Origin of the sequence: Nocardiopsis sp. NPDC058631 (assembly GCF_042716955.1) — a bacterium.
Classification (GTDB): domain Bacteria; phylum Actinomycetota; class Actinomycetes; order Streptosporangiales; family Streptosporangiaceae; genus Nocardiopsis.
Genome location: NZ_JBHXQY010000035.1, coordinates 1 through 14967 on the forward strand (window position 1 = coordinate 1; position 14967 = coordinate 14967).

Below are 14967 nucleotides of genomic sequence, written 5' to 3' on the forward strand. Positions count from 1 at the left end.
TGCGGCGGGCAGGGCTGGTCGTCGCCACTCGGCGGGGCAAGTGGACCTACTACCGCCGCGACGAGGCGAACATCGCCCGCCTTCTGGAGACCCTGCGCGACGTGTTCTAAATCCCAACGCGGCTCCGGATAGGCCGCCGTCGCGGTGCAGGGCCCCGACGCTGGACCCGGACCGGCCCGACCAGGTGACTCTGTCCGCGCTCGCCCGGCGTTTCGACGTGAAGCCGGCGAGCCTGTACTCGCACCTGAAGAACTCACACGAGCTCAAGACCCGTATTGCGCTGTTCGCGCTGGTGGGCAACCAATGGAATTCGTTGACCAGCCGTAACGTGGCTTCCGCCGGGTTGGATTCCCGCGCAGGAGTGCCCGCGTTCCCGCCCCTGGGCGTCGGCGCTGCCGCGAACGCGCCCATCATCGATGGGGCCCGCCGAACCCGACTGTGTTTCGTCACCTGGGGCGGCCTATTTCGCCGGTAACCCCAGGTGGCTGGCCTCCCACAGTCCTATGTGTCACACCTCAGTGGCACACTTGCGGCGCAACAACACCCGATGGCAGTTTTCCAACGAGCAGGAGCACTCGTCCTGGCAGTGGGATGTTCAGGAGACCACGACCGTCTCGGCCGACGGGCAGGTCGAGGTCAGGTCCGAGTTCGCCGGGCCGAGGGGAGCGTCGACGGAGCCACTGCACGCTCGAACATCCGACCCGTCGTGCGTCCCCGTGCGGCGGTTTCCGGTGCCCGTCGAAAGCTTCCTCTGCCCCGTTCCGGAATTCGGCGACTGGCAGGTGTTCGCGCCGTTCCTCGCCCAGCAGGGCCACGAGCCCGCCACGACCGTAGTCCTGAGCGACGTGTCGGTGGACGAAGGATCGGGACCGCTGCGCGCCACCGGAATCGAGCAACTGTTCAGTCCGGGCGCGTGCGTCACTCCGGATGGGCCGGCTGTCGTCGAGCCCGTTGACGCCGGCCTGCTGCGGATCACGTCAGGGCAGCTGGCGGTCTCGGACCCCGACTGGGCCGGAGAGACCCCGCGGACCGTCGCTGTGCCACCGGGCGAGTTCCCGGTCACGTTGTCGCTTTTGCGCGCGGCACGCGGGGCCGATGTCGCCGCGGCCAGGGTGACGAAGAGGTCCTTGTTCGCAAAGTTCCAGTTCTCCACGACCTGGAGTCCTTCATGGATCTCGCGCCGCATCTCGACATCCGCGAGGTAGTCGCACACGAACGCCGTGCGCACCGCGCGCCCCAGCTCTTCGATCGCCTGGTAGGTGGGGTGCTTGGGGCCGCCGCGGGTGAAGCGCCGCAGCACGTCCTTGGACAGGTTCTCTCTGGTGGCCACCGAGGTGAACTCGGCGTACTTCAGGATGTCCAGGAGGTCGATGGTGCCCCAGCCCCGTTCGATCTCGCCTTTGACGGCCACCAAGTCCCCACCGGCCGTGCCCTCACCCGTATCGCCACCGTTCCCGACAACCAGGTCCTCCGGCCGCGAGCGCGTCGCGTACGAGATCCGGTCCACCCTGCTGCGGCAGAACTGGGCCTCGAAGTCCGTGACCGCCCGGCCCACCAGCCGCTGCACTTTCGCCGGGGCCGGCGGCTCGATGTGATCATTAGTGAGTCGGGGCCGTCGCTGCCTGTGTCTCTACAGGCCCTCGCCCGGTCGCTCAGAGGAGGGCGCCGCCGGAGACCTCAACGCGCTGGGCGGTGACCCAGCGCAGGCCCTCGGAGGCCAGCGTGGCGATGGCGTCGCCGATCTCCTCAGGTTCGCCGACGCGGCCGAGCGCGGTCTGTCCGGCCAGAACCTGGCGCATCTCGGCGTCGTCCCGCATCGCTCCACCGTTGAAATCGGTGGCGGTCGGTCCCGGGGCGATGGAGTTGACCCGGATTCCGCGCGGGCCGAGTTCTGCGGCGAGGGTGCGGCTCACGGCTTCGACGGCGGCCTTCGAGGCGGAGTAGACCGAGGTGGCGGGGCTGGTGTGGCGGGTCAGTGACGTCGAGACGTTGATGACGCGACCACCCTGGGCCAGCAGCGGCGCAAGTGACTGGATGAGGAAGAACGTGCCCCGGACGTTGGTGCCCATCACCGTGTCGAAGTCGTCGGTCGTGACGTCCTCAAGTGGTCCGAAGATCCCCACTCCCGCGTTGTTGACCAAGATGTCGAGCCGCGAAGTACCCCAGCGCTCCAGCTGCTCGCTCAGTTCGCAGGTGAAGGACGCGAAAGAGGAGACGTCGCTGATGTCGAGCCGCAGAACAGCGGCAGTCCCACCCACCGCCTGCACCTGTTCCACCGTCTTCTCAGCCCCGGCCGCATCACCGCGGTGGGTGACCAAGACCCGCACCCCGCGTCTGGCCAGAGCGATGGCCGCGCCGCGTCCGAGGCCGCGATTCGCACCGGTCACCAAAGCGATCTTGTCGATCGTCATGAACTGTTCCTCCACCGCGCGGCTACCGGAGTTCACCCGGCGCCACAGATCAGGAGGCGAGTCACTCGACTCGCCTTGCTCTCGTATCGTAGGCGGGACCACCGAGGCGAGTCAAGTGACTCGCCTCGTCTCTGCGGCATACTGTCCGCATGGCAGCAGAACTCTCCGCGCACCATCGCAGGCTCGCTCAGCAAAAACGTGAGGCGATCACCACCGCAGCCACAGAACTGTTTTTGGATCGTGGCTACGACGGCACCTCACTAGCCCGGATCGCCGAAGCGGCCGGGGTCTCGAAGTCCACCCTGTTCAAGCGGTTCCCCACCAAGGCGGCCCTCTTCGAGGCCATCGTCACCGAGTCCTGGCAGCGTGACGCCGGCGACGCTCCCGCGCGGCCACAGACCGGAGATCTGCGCTCTGGACTGACAACCATCGGCCACCGCTATGCCGACCTGGTCGGCCAGCCCGGCATGACAGCCCTGTTCCGGATCGTCATCGCCGAACTGCCTCGTTTCCCCGAACTGGGACGGATGCAGTTCCAGCTCGGCAAACTGCCCTACTTCACCTCCGTTCAGCACTACTTGGAATCCGAGCACGAGGCGGGCAACGCCGATGTCCCGGACGCGGCGAGCGCCGCGAACCAGTTCCTCGGCATGATCGCCAACTACGTCCTGTGGCCCCGCATGCTGCTGACCGACTGGAACCCCGCAGCCTCCGACATCCACGACGCCGTCGAACAGGCCGTTAAGACCATGCTCGCCAGATACACCCCGACCCGCCAGCCTGACCCGAAGCCGCAACGTTGACACCGGCGCGCAACGCTCGACATCCGCGACGCCTCCACTCAGCGGCGCCTGTCGGTAAACGATCGTTTGCCGACAGGCGGCCGACGCGTCCAGTGAACCCGTGCAGGTCGGGGGTTGGCGGCGGCTCGAATCCAATCAGATCCGATGGTGATTGCTGACAGGGTTTGACGACAGGCAAGATCTGATCCTCCGCACGGAAGGGGCCCGCAGTGGCGAACCCGATGCGTGGGCCGCGCTCGAAGGGCCACAGCGCCGGGGAGCTGGCGTGGGTACAGGCTGGGCGGGCTTCCTCCACCCACTGCTCCAGCACGTCCACGATCCAGTCCATCCCGCTGATGCCCTTTCGCGGGCCGACGGTCAAGACGCTGCGGCGCTTGGGTGGTGAGCCCTTCCTGGCCTTGCCCCAGCGCACGTAGCAGACGCCGTAGCCGCCGAACTCGCGGGCGTGGGGGTTGGGGCCGAAGTCGGCCAGGTCGAGCATGCGCACCTCGCGGCGGCGGAGCCCGCAGGCGCAGGAGGTCTTGAACAGGGCAGCGTCGCGGAAGGCGGGCAGCCAGCCCTTGCGGCCGGCCCCGCACACCCGGTGGACCTGGTCGTCGGCGTGGTCGAAGAAGGCCAGGAGTTCAGCTCGGGTGAAGGCCCTGCGCCAGTATCGGCCCCAGCTGACCGACGTCCCCGACCACCGGCTGTGGAGGATCGGCCGCACCGCCGACTACGGGCCTCTGGACACCACGGCCCGCGGCCGCCTCGACACCGACAAGATCGGCAGCCGCCGGGACGACAAAGGCGCAACGGAGAATACGGATCCTCGATCAACGACTCCTGCCAGCCTCGGCCCCCCTGTTACCCCTTCCGGCTTACTTGTCCGCCCCCGACCCGGTCACAGCAAAGTTCCCGGCAACGGCGCGTTGCGCGGGGGCTGCCGCCAGATTCGGGTCCCGTTGCCGGGTGTTCGGGAGCACCAGGCCCGGATCCGGGGGTGCGCTCGCTCACGCCGGACGTGCACTCGTCGTCACGGCGTTCCACTGCCGAAGAACTGCCGGATCTCGGCGACGACCTCGGTCGCACACTCCTCGGGGATCCAGTGGCCGACTCCGGCGAGCCCGCGTCCGGTGGCATGTGGTGCGGCATCGCGCAGTGCGGTGAGGAAGGTGTCGAGCAGCGGTTCCTGGGTGAGGATCCGGACCGGAACGGTGAGCGGTTCGGTCATCGCCTCGGCGTTGTGCTGCTCGTCGCGGGTCCAGGCCCGGTACCAGCGCATGCCATGTTCGAGGACGCCGGGGCGTGAGTACACGCGGACGTACTCGTCGAGGGCGTTGGGCGGGATCGGCTGGTCGGCAGGCGACAGTGCAAGGGCGAAGTACTCCAAGAATGCGCGCTCGCGCCCGCGCAGGAGCTGTTCGGCGAGCGGGTCCTGCTGGAAGAACGCGAAGTGAAACGAGAACGTCGAGAGTGTCGCGAAACTCAGCGACCGGCCGACGACGGGGAAGTCCATGAGCAGCAGGCCGTCGAACTGGTCGCGGTAGCGGGTGAGTAGGGCGTAGGCGAGGCCGCCCCCGAAATCGTGGGCGACGAGCTGGACCCCGGTGCCGTAACCGAGGCGGACGAGCAGCTCGTGCACGTAGCGGGCAAGAGTGCGCTTGTCGTGGGCAGGAAGTTCGCCGGTACTGTCGCCGAGGCCGGGCAGGTCGACGGCGATGACGGTTCGCCCAGGAAGCAGCTCGGGCATCAGCTCGCGGTACTCGTACCAGCTCTGCGGAAATCCGTGGAGCAGGACGATCGGCTGTGGCCCGTCGCCGCCGATGACGTAGTGCATCTGTAGACCGTCGACGGTAGTGAAGCGGTGCCGGAAGGTGGCGTTGAACGCGTCGTCGTCTCGGGTCGCGGCGTCGTGGTCAAGGCTCAGCGGTGTCTCAGTGGCCAGGGACGGCATCGTCGTTCCCCCTCGTGGTCGGCGTGGTCGTGATCAGGAGACGGGGTCGCGCAGGATCGTGCGCAGCCCTGTCTGCGGCGTCTGCGGACCGAAGGCGTCGAGGTGGATCTCGTGGTGGGGCCCGCTGCGGCGCAGACCGTGCGCGTCGGCGAATGCGCCGAGGCGGGCGAGGGTCTTGTCCTCGTTGGCGAACGGACCCCGGTGCATGACTTGGACGACCTTTCCCTCGGTCATGGTGAACAGGCCGATCCGATCACCGAGCCTGAGGTCAGCGGGGAGGACGGTGTTGTCGGGGACGCGGACGAGTATCCGGTACCGGAGCGCGTCGAGCGGGGCGGTCCAGTAGAACCCGGCAATGTCGATGTCACCGTGTTCGGGGTCGAACCAGTAGAGGATCTCGACGGGACCGGGATGGCCAAGCCTGGCGGTCGCCTCGCTGAGAGCGGCCTTCTCGGCGTAGAAGTGCTCGGTGCCGGGGCGGCCCTGCCCCGTGAGGGACAAGAAGGTCGCGGCGCCGATGGTCGTGATCTCGGGCTCGTCGGGGGCGTGCGGGTTGGGGACGGTCATGGTCGGGTCTCCGTTGTGATCATCGGGTCGGCTTCAGGCGGCGAGACTGCCGCCGTCGGCGGTGAGGTCGGTGCCGGTGATGTAGGTACTCCGGTCGGAGGCCAGGAACAGTGCGGCGTCGGCGACGGCGACGGCCGGGACAAGGTCGGCCAGCGGGGTGCGGATGGTCCACGGCAGACCGGCAGCGCGGACCTCTTCCTGCGACCGGGTCATGCCGGGGGTGTCGGTCGGGCCGGGGAGCAGCGCGTTGACCCGGATCCGGCGCGGCGCGAGTTCTGCGGCCAACGAGCGGGCGAGGTTGCGGCCCGCGGCCTTGGTTGCCGCATAGACGCTCATACCCGGGGACCCGGTCACGCCTGCGACCGAGGACACGAGGACCACCGAAGCGCCGTCGACCAGCAATGGGAGGGACTTCTGCACGGTGAAGAACGTGCCCTTGACGTTGGTCGCGAAGGTCGAGTCGAACTCCTCCTCGTCGACCTCGGCGAACGCGGTGTTGCGTCCAAAGCCGGCGTTGGCGACCACGACGTCGAGCCGTCCGCTGCGCTCGCTGATGACCTGGAACAGCGCGTCGAGTGACGCCGTGTCCGCCGCGTCGGCGACCACACCGGTCGCCGAGGCGCCGACCCTTTCGACCGCGTCGTCAAGCACGTCCTTGCGGCGGCCTGTCAGGTAGACCTGGGCGCCCTCCTCGGCCAGCCGCTGCGCGATTGCGAGGCCGATACCGGAGCTGGCACCCGTGACCAGGGCGGTCTTGTCGTCGAGCTGTCCCATGGCCAAGCCTCCAAATGTAAGAAGAGCAGTTCGGTTTTAATGTAGCAGGTGATGTTACAATTTGCTTCATGAGTACCAACTCCCGAATGACGACTGCCGTCCATGTGCTGACGTGGATGGCGTTCGACCGACGGGGAACGGACAAGGAGATCGCCACGTCGCAGCGGATCGCGACGAGCGTGAACACCAACCCGGTGGTCATCCGCCGGTGCCTGGGAGAACTGCGCGACGCCGGGCTGGTCGAGTCCGTCAGGGGCCGCAGCGGCGGGTGGGTGCTCAGCTGCGATCCCGGCGAAATCACCCTGCTCGACGTGTACCGGGCAACCGGCTCCGAAGCGCTCTTCGGGATGCACGCTGCGCCCCCGGACGCCGAGTGCTACGTCGGGCACGGCATCTCGTCGGCGCTGACCGGGGTGTACGGCGAGGCGACCCGGGCGATGTGCCAGGTGCTGCGATCCACGACCATCCGCGACGTTCTGCGCAGTAGCCTCGCCGACTTCCCCGAGCTATGGGAGTCCCAGGGGCTGCAAGGCGGCATCAGCCAGAGATGAAAGCCAGTCTCGCCCGGACCGCAGAGCGGTCACCGCGCTGGCACCCGAGGGGGTCCATGCGGCCCTGCAGGCGGCGCCGTCCGCTTCTCTGCCGGACCTGGTGACCATCGTCGGCAACCCCTCCCGTGTCGTCACCGTCATCGACAGAGAGGGAGCCGCGCGTCTGGGCGTTCGCGTCGTGGACGCCGAAAACGACTCCGCCCTCCTCGAACAAGCAGCCGGCCGAGGCCGGGCGACACCGTGCACATCTTCGAGATGTTCCACCTCGTACGAGGCACAGGGCACATCCTCGGCGAGGACCGGCCGTTCTCGTCGGTCGCGGACGACGAAGTCGGCGGTGCCCTGGAACTGCTGTGGGGAGAGTCGGCGGTCAACACGTGGAACGCCCGCCGGGCGGCGGTGCTGTCGTGGCTGGGCTGGTGCACCGAGCGCGGGTACGACGGCCCGTCCGCCCCGAGTTGTCAGGTCCCCGTCGGTGGTGCGCTCATCGCCGCGGCCAGGAACGTGATCGCCCAGTGCCGGGCCGCCTCGCCCGCTACCGGGGACGGGCAGTCCGGGGCGGGCCGCTGGTAGACCTCGAGGCGGTCCACGGCCGTCACGGCGAGGACACCCCGTATCCGGAACCGCAGCTCCTCCGGGGAGAGGCCGGGCAGTGCGCGCGCGAAGGCGGCCAGGTAGCGCTCGCGGACCGTGTTCTGGCCCGCACCGGTCCAGCTGCGCACCTCCTCGGCCGGGTCGCTGAGGATCGTCACGATCAGCCGGGACCTGCGGGCGCCGCCCTCGTCGCCGGCCGGCATCTCGTCGAACAGCGGCCCCGCGAACGCCTCCACCAGCTCGGCGACCGCAGGGTCCGCAGTCCTGGCGAGCACTCGGTCGAGCCCGGCGCACTGCGCGGCGTTGATGGGCTCGACCACTCGGCGGGCGACCGCGGCCAGGAGTTCGGCCTTCGACCCGAAGTGGTACCCGACGGCGGCCAGGTTCGCTCCGGCGAGGTCGGTGATCGCGCGGACCGACGTGCCGCGGTAGCCGCGCTCGGCGAAGAGGTGCTCGGCCGCGTCGAGGATCTGTGTGCGGGTGTCAGGTGGTGCCATGACTGCGTACACTACAGACGTTCGATTCAAACGAACGTATGATTTAAACGAACGTACGAAAAAGGTGGCCATGAAAATACTCGTGTACGGTGCCGGGGTCCTCGGCAGCGTGTTCGCCGCCCGCCTGCATGAGGCCGGGCACGACGTCGCCCTCCTCGCCCGGGGCGGGCGCCTGGCCGCCCTGCGCCGAGACGGCGTGCAGCTCGCAGAGGAGGACGGCCGGGCCGTCCGGCGGGTGCCGGTTCCGGTGGTCGAGCAGCCGAACGGCGGGTACGACCTGACCGCGGTCCTGGTCCGGGCCCACCAGGTGGACGGGGTGCTGGAGTCGCTCGCCGGCCTCGACGGCGACGTGCTGTTCCTGCACAGCTGGGCGGGCGGCCCGGAGCCGCTGGGCGCGGTGATCGGCCACGAGCGGGTACTGCTCGGCTTCGGCACGGCCGGCGGCACGATGGACGGCGACGTGGTCCGCTACCGCGCACCCAATTTCCTCACCCGCCGGGTCGCGACGCCGATCGGCGAGCCCGACGGCCGGACCACCCCGCGGCTCGAACGCATCGTGCGGACGTTCCGCAGCGCCGGGGTCAACGCCAGGATCGAGCCGAGGATGGACGCCTGGCTCATGACGCACGCCGCGTTCGGGGTACCGCTCGGGCAGGCGGTGCACACGGCGGGCGGACCGGTGGTGCTGTCCCAGGACCCGGACGCGATCCGCGCCATGCTGCGCCTCATGCGGCGGAGCCTGGCCACCCTGCCCGCGCCGCCGTTGCCCCGCGGGCTCGCCGCGCTGCACACCCTGCCGGAAGGCCTGCTCGTGGCCGCGCTGGGGCGCTTCCTGAGGAGCTCGACGGCCATACACAGCGGGCTCAGCAACACCTCGCCCGCAGAGGCGGCCGAACTCGCGCGGCTGGCCGAGCAGCTCGACGCCCGTACGCGGGCCCGGTAGGCGACAGGCGGCTGCGCCTCCTCGGCCGGATCACACGTGAGTGCTGCTCTGGTCTGTTCCGGGCGCTCCTCGGCCGCCGAAGCCCGCCCGCTACACCCGCGTCTTTCCCGGCGCCCTCGCCCGCTGACCGGCCCGACCAGCGTTACTCGTCGTCGGCGGCGTCCGGATCGAGCAGCAAGCGCAGGGCCCCGGGCAGCACAGGCGAGCTCACCGGGATGCGCGCGGAGGTAGCAGCCCCACACAATCCGCTCGTAGCGGGGTCAGTACCGCCTCGGTGATGTCTTCGAGTTGTTGGGCCTGAGCAGAGGTCAGGTGTCCGAAGACATGGCTGCGCACCTCGGCGGCGTAGCCCGGCTCCGTGTCGGCCACAACATCGGCACCCGAGGCGGTCAGGCGTGCGAGCGTCCTGCGGGCGTCGCTGGGGTCGCTGCTGCGGGTGATCCATCCTCTCGTCTGGAGCCGGGCCACGATCCGCGACAGGTGGGACGGGGTGACGCTGGCGGTGGCGGCCAGACGGGTCATATGGACTTCGCGTTCTTCGCTGAGCGACAGCCAGCGCAAGACCTGGTACTCCGCATGGCTGAGCCCTGCGACGCGCTCCAGGTACACGTCCAACTCGGCCGGCAGCCACATCATGACCCCGATGAGCAAGGACCACGTGCGGTCCTGCTGAGCGGACAGTCGCTCCTCACTACCCATGGCCCCCATCCTAGCTAAATTTGCCGCAGCAAGCATTCCCGCGTACGTTTACTTTCCACGGCAAGGAAATTCCTTGTACGACGAGACAGGAGACCCCCATGCGGGCCGCGCGCTTTCATCGATACGGAGACCCCGACGTGCTGATCGTCGAGGAAGCTACCGAACCCCACGCCGCGGCGGACTCTGTTCGGATCAAAGTGCAAGCGGCGAGTGTGAACCCCATCGACTACCTGCTGCGCGCCGGCGTCCTGCAGGAGATGCTTCCTCTCGCGCTGCCTGCGATACCCGGACGCGACGCCGTCGGAGTCATCGATGAAGTCGGAGAGGGGGTGTCGAACGCGAGTGTCGGCGACCTCGTTTTCGGTCTCGGGGGCGTGAGTGACACCACGGCGGAATTCGCGGTGCTGACGGCTTGGAGCGCCGTCCCCTCCGGTTGGTCCATCGAGCAGGCCGCAGCCGCGGGGCTCGCATCCGCCACTGCGGCAGGGGCGATCAACGCGCTCGGGGACCTGACCGGCCGGACGCTACTGATCGAGGGTGCTTCAGGTGCTGTAGGAAGTGCTGCAGCCGCCTTCGCGCTGGCCGCCGGAGCACGGGTGATCGGCACTGCCCGACCTGCGAACCACCACTACCTCACCGACATCGGAGCCGTGGCGACAACCTACGGGCCCGGGCTGGCCGAACGCGTCACCGCGCTGGCACCCGAGGGGGTCCATGCGGCCCTGCAGGCGGCGCCGTCCGCTTCTCTGCCGGACCTGGTGACCATCGTCGGCAACCCCTCCCGTGTCGTCACCGTCATCGACAGAGAGGGAGCCGCGCGTCTGGGCGTTCGCGTCGTGGACGCCGAAAACGACTCCGCCCTCCTCGAACAAGCAGCCGACCTCGGCCGGCGCGGCCTGTACACCCCTCGCGTTGACCACGTACTGCCCCTCGCATCCATCCGGCAGGCGCACGAGCTGGCCGCCAGCGGCGCCGGCAAGATCGTGGCCACTCTGACCTGAGAACATCTCCGTGCCTGAAGAGCCACGATCGATGCGCCTTGAGGACCTTCCCCGGGCACGCAGCACCAGGCGCATCCCCACGGAGCTGACCTTCCCCGTCTCCCCGAATCGTTCGCTGACCTGCTGCTGCGGGCCGCAGCCGAGCGGGCCGACACCAACACCGCGAACAGCGGGATCCTCCGGCTCTTCCCGGGGACTCGGGCAGGGCGCCCTTTGCATCCGCACAGCCTCGCCGAGCCGATCCGCGACCTCAGGTCGAGCTACCTGTCACCGTCGAAGTCGGCCACCGCCGCGTAGAAATCGTCCTCGCACCGGTAGCCGATCAGGTCGCGGGGGGGTGCGCGGTTCCCCGAACCCGGATCCCTCCCCGAAGGCGATACACGGCTCGTCGCCGATGCCCCGGTGACGGCGTCGCGCCGTGCCGTGCCGGGGTCGGTCGACCGATCAGCGTAGCGTCCCGGAGGACCGTATTCCCAGCCCGGTGGGCGCTCCAGGGTGCCCGGCGACCACGCCTGATCCCGGACACGACGACGCCCCGCCCTCCACGCGATGCGGAGAGCGGGGCTTATCGGCGGTTGGAACCAGACGTCGGGTCAGGATTCGGACAGAAAAAGCAGAGCCTGCCTCAGTGCGGGACTGGCCTGGCCTCTGAACTGCGAAAACACCCGCGCGAACGCGGGCAGGACCCCTCCCTGCGGCGCCGGGCCAAAACGGCGGAGCGCCGCCCCTCGCCGCGGCTCCGGAAGAACCGGGCCGGAAAAGCCGAAAGCCCCCGCAGCGACCCGTTGCAGGGACTCAAGAGGTCCAGTGGGCGCACGAACCCGGTCGGGCGGCGTCGCACACCGTTGCGCGCACCCTCCTGGCGCACAGCCCGCTTGTAAAGCTATCCTTTACATGTGCAAGAAAAATTGACAGATGCGTTGCGGGCCTTGAAGGCGCGCACGGAGGCGTTCCTGGCCTCACGTGTCCTGACCAAGGACGACGACTGGGCCGACTCGATCGGGCGCGCCGTGAGCATGCAGACGGCCGCCGATGACGTCGTGCGCGCCGTCGTGCAGCAGGCACGCCACAACGGCGCTACGTGGCAGGTCATCGGTGACGCGCTCGGCGTGAGCCGGCAAGCGGCGTTTCAGCGCTATGGCAAACCGATCGACCCCAGAACAGGAGAACCCATGAACACCACGCCACTCCCCCGCGTTGTCGAACTGGCCGCCTCGGTGATCGAGGACCTCGCATCCGGGCGATGGACGCGCGTCACCGAGCAGTTCGATCCGGCCATGCGCGATGGCCTGTCGGAGGACGCGCTCGCGGCCGCGTGGGCGCAGCTCGTCGGCCTCTCGGGAGCTTTCGAGGGGCGTGGAGAGCCGGAGGTCGCCCGGGCCGGCGACGTGACGATCACGAACACGCCGCTCTTGTTCGAGGCGGGCGACTACACGGCACGGATCGCGTTCCGTGACGACCGCACCATCGCCGGTCTGCACATCCTCGAAGGGCACACGTCGTGACCATCGAATCTTCGGACGGATCGAAGACGACCACGACCCGAGGCGGACCCCGCATGAGCAGACGCGATCTGCGATCCATCGGCGTGTTCACCACCCTGGCGTTCGCGCTCGCCTGGCTCCTCGCACTCCCGCTCTGGTTCGGTGACGGACTCACCAGCCCCTGGTTCACCTTCGTGGCCACCGCCACGATGACGACCCCCGCGATCGCCGCCCTCGTCGTCGTGTTCTTCGTGGAGCGGCCGCAGCAGAAGGCGTGGACGCTCGGACTGTGGCCGCTCAGACCGGTCCGCCGCCTGCTCGTCTACGCGGCGCTGGGAATCTTCGTGTCCATCGCGCTGGCCCTGGTGGCGCTCCCGGTCGGCTCGCTACTGGGGGTCTATCCGGCCGACTTCACGAACTTCTCCGCGTTCCAGCAGCTCCTCGACGAGCAAGCCGGCGCCGCGGGAGCGGCCGAAATCCCGATACCGATCGGCGCGCTCATCGCCATCCAGCTCGCCACGCTCCCCGCAGCAGCGTTCATCAACCTCATCCCGGCGCTGGGCGAGGAACTGGGGTGGCGAGGGTGGCTGCTCCCGAAGCTGATGCCGCTCGGTACACTCCCGGCCCTGCTGATCTCTGGCGTGATCTGGGGCCTTTGGCACGCCCCGCTCATCCTCCTCGGGTACAACTACCCCGATGCGCCGGGCTGGCTCGGCTTGACCATGATGGTCGGCATGTGCGTCCTGGTCGGCACGGTCTTCGGCTGGCTGCGGCTGCGATCGGGATCCGTGTGGCCCGCAGCCCTGGCGCATGCCGCGTTCAACGGGGCGGGCGGGACCTACCTCCTCTTCGCCGCGGCGGGAGAGCACGTCGACACCACGCAGGCGACGGTCCTCGGCTGGAGCGGGTGGATCGTGCCGTTCGCGCTCGTCGTGGTCCTGATCGCCACGGGACAGTTCGCTCCCGCGAAGCACCCCTCCGCCCCGCCGTCGAAGAAGGTGCGCCCCCCTGAGCGCCCGGCGACGGGACAAGTATCGGGTGAGTAGTCACATCGGATCCTGCGGCCCCCCAGAGCGGGTGTAGCGGTCCAGACGGTGGAACACCAGGCTCCCGCGCGGCCGGAGTTGCCCACGGGGGCCTGGCAGACCTGGAGGGCCGCCTCGCCCGTTCGCGCAGGTCCCTGCCCGCGGTGAAGGCGGGCCTCCAGGCCACGGCGCTCTCGACTGGCCCCCCGGTCTTGGGGCCAGGGCCCCTGCTGATGGAGATCGCGACCCGCACCGGGGCGATGTCACCGGTGCGCAGCTCCTCGGCCAGGTAGCAGAAGGCCATCGCCTCGAAGTGGCACCGCCCCACCGCCCCCCGGGCGCCGGCGGTCGCACACCACGCACCACCAGCTGCCCGAGACGACGCCGGTTCTCGCCCCGCAAAGCCCGGCAGGCATGACAGATGTCATGCCCGCCCCGCGCTGAATGCGGAGAAAACCCATGATCGGCGACACTCTGGCCCGCACCGGCCCCGGCCTAGATTCGAGGCATGAACAGCGACCACCTGACCTTCTCCCCGCCACCGCGCGCACAGCCCGCCGCCCGGTCAACCCCACAGATCCCGCCGGGTGTGGAGTACCACCGGGTGCTCGCCGGTGACAAGCGCCGTATCGGGCGCGGCATTCTCGCGATCGTGCTCCTGGTGGCCGGGCTGTTCGCCTCCAACCTCGTTGTCGCCGTGGCAGCCGCCTTCGTCGACGCGCAGATGGGCAGGACCAACCCGACCTTCGGCGGTACCGACTACACGCCGCTCTACCACAGCGCCAACCTGCTCTCGATCGCCCTGCTCATCCCGTGGAGCATGCTCCTCCAACGGTGGCTCTACGGGGTGCGCGGCCCCTCGCTGCACTCGGTGACATCGCGTTTCCGGTTCGATGTGTTCGGCCGGGCATTGCTGATCATCGGCCCCGTCTGGTTGGTCCTCTCGCTCGTCGGCGTGATCTTCCTGCCCCTGACCCAGGCCGCCTGGTCCAACGCGGCGCTGCTCGCCATCTTCGCCACCACCCTCCTGCTGGCGCCCCTGCAGTCGGCCGGGGAGGAGTACGGCTTCCGCGGGCTCGTGTTCCGGGTCGCCGGGAGCTGGGGGCGGGGGCCGCGTACGGCGCTGGTCGTGGGTGTCCTCGTCTCCAGCCTGGTGTTCATGGTCGCGCACCTCTCGTCCGACCCGTGGTTGAACGTCTGGTGCTTCACGCTTTCCGTCAGCTTGGCCGTCATCACCTGGCGCACCGGCGGTATCGAGATCGCGGTCATCATCCACGCCCTGAACAACACGCTCACCTTCCTCCTCCTCACCGTCCTGCACGCCGACCAGAACGCCGCGATGGAGCGGTCGGCGGGCTCCCACTCGGCCGCCCTGCTCATCCCCTGTGCCGCCGTTGTCGCGATCGCGGCGCTGGTGTGGCTGCGCACACGCAAGACGGGACCTGCCCTGACGACACACCCGGACCCGCACCCCGCGCGGCTCTGAGGGGACGATCAGGGGCGCCCGACCAGGGCCGCCCCAAGGCACTGGCCACCGGCGGCGACGTGTTCCCGCGCCACCCCTTCCTCCTGCACGCCGCCCAGCCGCACCCGGGGCACCACCCCGCGCCCAGGCGCGCGGCGATGGCCGTCCCCTCCCGCGCAACCCACGCGGACCCCCTCCCTCGCCGCCTGGGCCGGCAACC

Annotated in this window: 14 protein-coding genes; 7 read left to right on the forward strand and 7 right to left on the reverse strand. The window is 69.3% G+C overall.

Features of this window, described 5'->3' with window-relative positions:
* Positions 1 to 595: 595 nt before the first annotated feature.
* Positions 596 to 1555, reverse strand: a complete 960-nt coding sequence (locus ACFWTE_RS13850) for a Tn3 family transposase (protein ID WP_378779717.1) — start codon at positions 1553 to 1555, stop codon at positions 596 to 598.
* 97 nt (positions 1556 to 1652) lie between these two features.
* Positions 1653 to 2411, reverse strand: a complete 759-nt coding sequence (locus ACFWTE_RS13855; protein WP_378779719.1) for an SDR family NAD(P)-dependent oxidoreductase — start codon at positions 2409 to 2411, stop codon at positions 1653 to 1655.
* A gap of 149 nt (positions 2412 to 2560) precedes the next feature.
* Here ACFWTE_RS13855 and ACFWTE_RS13860 point away from each other — a divergent pair, with 149 nt between their 5' ends.
* Positions 2561 to 3214, forward strand: coding sequence for a TetR/AcrR family transcriptional regulator (locus ACFWTE_RS13860; RefSeq protein ID WP_378779720.1), 654 nt, complete (start codon positions 2561 to 2563; stop codon positions 3212 to 3214).
* 1012 nt (positions 3215 to 4226) lie between these two features.
* Here the strand turns inward: ACFWTE_RS13860 and ACFWTE_RS13865 are convergent.
* Genes ACFWTE_RS13865 through ACFWTE_RS13875 form a run of 3 tightly spaced genes read right to left on the reverse strand, consistent with a single transcriptional unit; the run spans position 4227 to position 6488 of the window.
* Positions 4227 to 5147: an alpha/beta fold hydrolase gene (locus ACFWTE_RS13865; protein ID WP_378779721.1), complete on the reverse strand. Its 921-nt coding sequence runs from the start codon at positions 5145 to 5147 to the stop codon at positions 4227 to 4229.
* Between the two features lie 33 nt (positions 5148 to 5180).
* The gene (locus tag ACFWTE_RS13870; RefSeq protein ID WP_378779722.1) at positions 5181 to 5714 is read right to left on the reverse strand and encodes a GyrI-like domain-containing protein; all 534 of its coding nucleotides are present in this window, start codon (positions 5712 to 5714) and stop codon (positions 5181 to 5183) included.
* Between the two features lie 33 nt (positions 5715 to 5747).
* Positions 5748 to 6488 carry an SDR family NAD(P)-dependent oxidoreductase gene (locus tag ACFWTE_RS13875; protein ID WP_378779777.1) on the reverse strand — a complete coding sequence of 247 codons (741 nt, stop codon included), beginning with the start codon at positions 6486 to 6488 and terminating at the stop codon, positions 5748 to 5750.
* 68 nt (positions 6489 to 6556) lie between these two features.
* On the opposite strand from ACFWTE_RS13875, the gene ACFWTE_RS13880 reads away from it, so the two are divergent.
* Entirely contained in the window at positions 6557 to 7039 is a 483-nt protein-coding gene (locus ACFWTE_RS13880; protein ID WP_378779723.1) for an Rrf2 family transcriptional regulator, read from the forward strand.
* A 461-nt stretch (positions 7040 to 7500) separates the two neighbouring features.
* Here ACFWTE_RS13880 and ACFWTE_RS13885 read toward each other — a convergent pair whose 3' ends face one another.
* Complete coding sequence (locus ACFWTE_RS13885; protein WP_378779724.1) at positions 7501 to 8130, reverse strand: TetR/AcrR family transcriptional regulator; 630 nt, start codon at positions 8128 to 8130, stop codon at positions 7501 to 7503.
* A 70-nt stretch (positions 8131 to 8200) separates the two neighbouring features.
* Between ACFWTE_RS13885 and ACFWTE_RS13890 the strand changes: the two genes are divergently transcribed.
* Positions 8201 to 9073: a ketopantoate reductase family protein gene (locus ACFWTE_RS13890; RefSeq protein WP_378779725.1), complete on the forward strand. Its 873-nt coding sequence runs from the start codon at positions 8201 to 8203 to the stop codon at positions 9071 to 9073.
* A gap of 207 nt (positions 9074 to 9280) precedes the next feature.
* Here ACFWTE_RS13890 and ACFWTE_RS13895 read toward each other — a convergent pair whose 3' ends face one another.
* Entirely contained in the window at positions 9281 to 9772 is a 492-nt protein-coding gene (locus tag ACFWTE_RS13895) for a MarR family winged helix-turn-helix transcriptional regulator (protein WP_378779726.1), read from the reverse strand.
* Positions 9773 to 9870: 98 nt separating this feature from the next.
* Here ACFWTE_RS13895 and ACFWTE_RS13900 point away from each other — a divergent pair, with 98 nt between their 5' ends.
* The 4 genes from ACFWTE_RS13900 (at position 9871) to ACFWTE_RS13915 (ending at position 14768) form a co-directional block, all read left to right on the forward strand.
* Positions 9871 to 10773, forward strand: coding sequence for an alcohol dehydrogenase catalytic domain-containing protein (locus ACFWTE_RS13900; protein ID WP_378779727.1), 903 nt, complete (start codon positions 9871 to 9873; stop codon positions 10771 to 10773).
* 896 nt (positions 10774 to 11669) lie between these two features.
* The gene (locus ACFWTE_RS13905) at positions 11670 to 12278 is read left to right on the forward strand and encodes a DUF3887 domain-containing protein (protein WP_378779728.1); all 609 of its coding nucleotides are present in this window, start codon (positions 11670 to 11672) and stop codon (positions 12276 to 12278) included.
* Between the two features lie 53 nt (positions 12279 to 12331).
* Positions 12332 to 13303 (forward strand): CPBP family intramembrane glutamic endopeptidase, encoded by a 972-nt coding sequence (locus tag ACFWTE_RS13910; RefSeq protein ID WP_378779730.1) that lies wholly within the window; start codon positions 12332 to 12334, stop codon positions 13301 to 13303.
* Between the two features lie 487 nt (positions 13304 to 13790).
* A complete protein-coding gene (locus tag ACFWTE_RS13915; protein ID WP_378779731.1) occupies positions 13791 to 14768 on the forward strand; it encodes a CPBP family intramembrane glutamic endopeptidase in 978 nt (325 codons plus the stop codon).
* Positions 14769 to 14967: the final 199 nt, after the last annotated feature.

Excerpts from the sequence above, each read along its gene's own strand:
- ACFWTE_RS13885 (WP_378779724.1), bottom strand. The coding sequence starts at position 8,130 with ATGGCACCACCTGACACCCGCACACAGATCCTCGACGCGGCCGAGCAC.
- ACFWTE_RS13855 (WP_378779719.1), bottom strand. The coding sequence starts at position 2,411 with ATGACGATCGACAAGATCGCTTTGGTGACCGGTGCGAATCGCGGCCTC.
- ACFWTE_RS13895 (WP_378779726.1), bottom strand. The coding sequence starts at position 9,772 with ATGGGTAGTGAGGAGCGACTGTCCGCTCAGCAGGACCGCACGTGGTCC.
- ACFWTE_RS13860 (WP_378779720.1), top strand. The coding sequence starts at position 2,561 with ATGGCAGCAGAACTCTCCGCGCACCATCGCAGGCTCGCTCAGCAAAAA.
- ACFWTE_RS13890 (WP_378779725.1), top strand. The coding sequence starts at position 8,201 with ATGAAAATACTCGTGTACGGTGCCGGGGTCCTCGGCAGCGTGTTCGCC.
- ACFWTE_RS13870 (WP_378779722.1), bottom strand. The coding sequence starts at position 5,714 with ATGACCGTCCCCAACCCGCACGCCCCCGACGAGCCCGAGATCACGACC.
- ACFWTE_RS13875 (WP_378779777.1), bottom strand. The coding sequence starts at position 6,488 with ATGGGACAGCTCGACGACAAGACCGCCCTGGTCACGGGTGCCAGCTCC.
- ACFWTE_RS13900 (WP_378779727.1), top strand. The coding sequence starts at position 9,871 with ATGCGGGCCGCGCGCTTTCATCGATACGGAGACCCCGACGTGCTGATC.
- ACFWTE_RS13910 (WP_378779730.1), top strand. The coding sequence starts at position 12,332 with ATGAGCAGACGCGATCTGCGATCCATCGGCGTGTTCACCACCCTGGCG.
- ACFWTE_RS13865 (WP_378779721.1), bottom strand. The coding sequence starts at position 5,147 with ATGCCGTCCCTGGCCACTGAGACACCGCTGAGCCTTGACCACGACGCC.
- ACFWTE_RS13915 (WP_378779731.1), top strand. The coding sequence starts at position 13,791 with ATGAACAGCGACCACCTGACCTTCTCCCCGCCACCGCGCGCACAGCCC.
- ACFWTE_RS13880 (WP_378779723.1), top strand. The coding sequence starts at position 6,557 with ATGAGTACCAACTCCCGAATGACGACTGCCGTCCATGTGCTGACGTGG.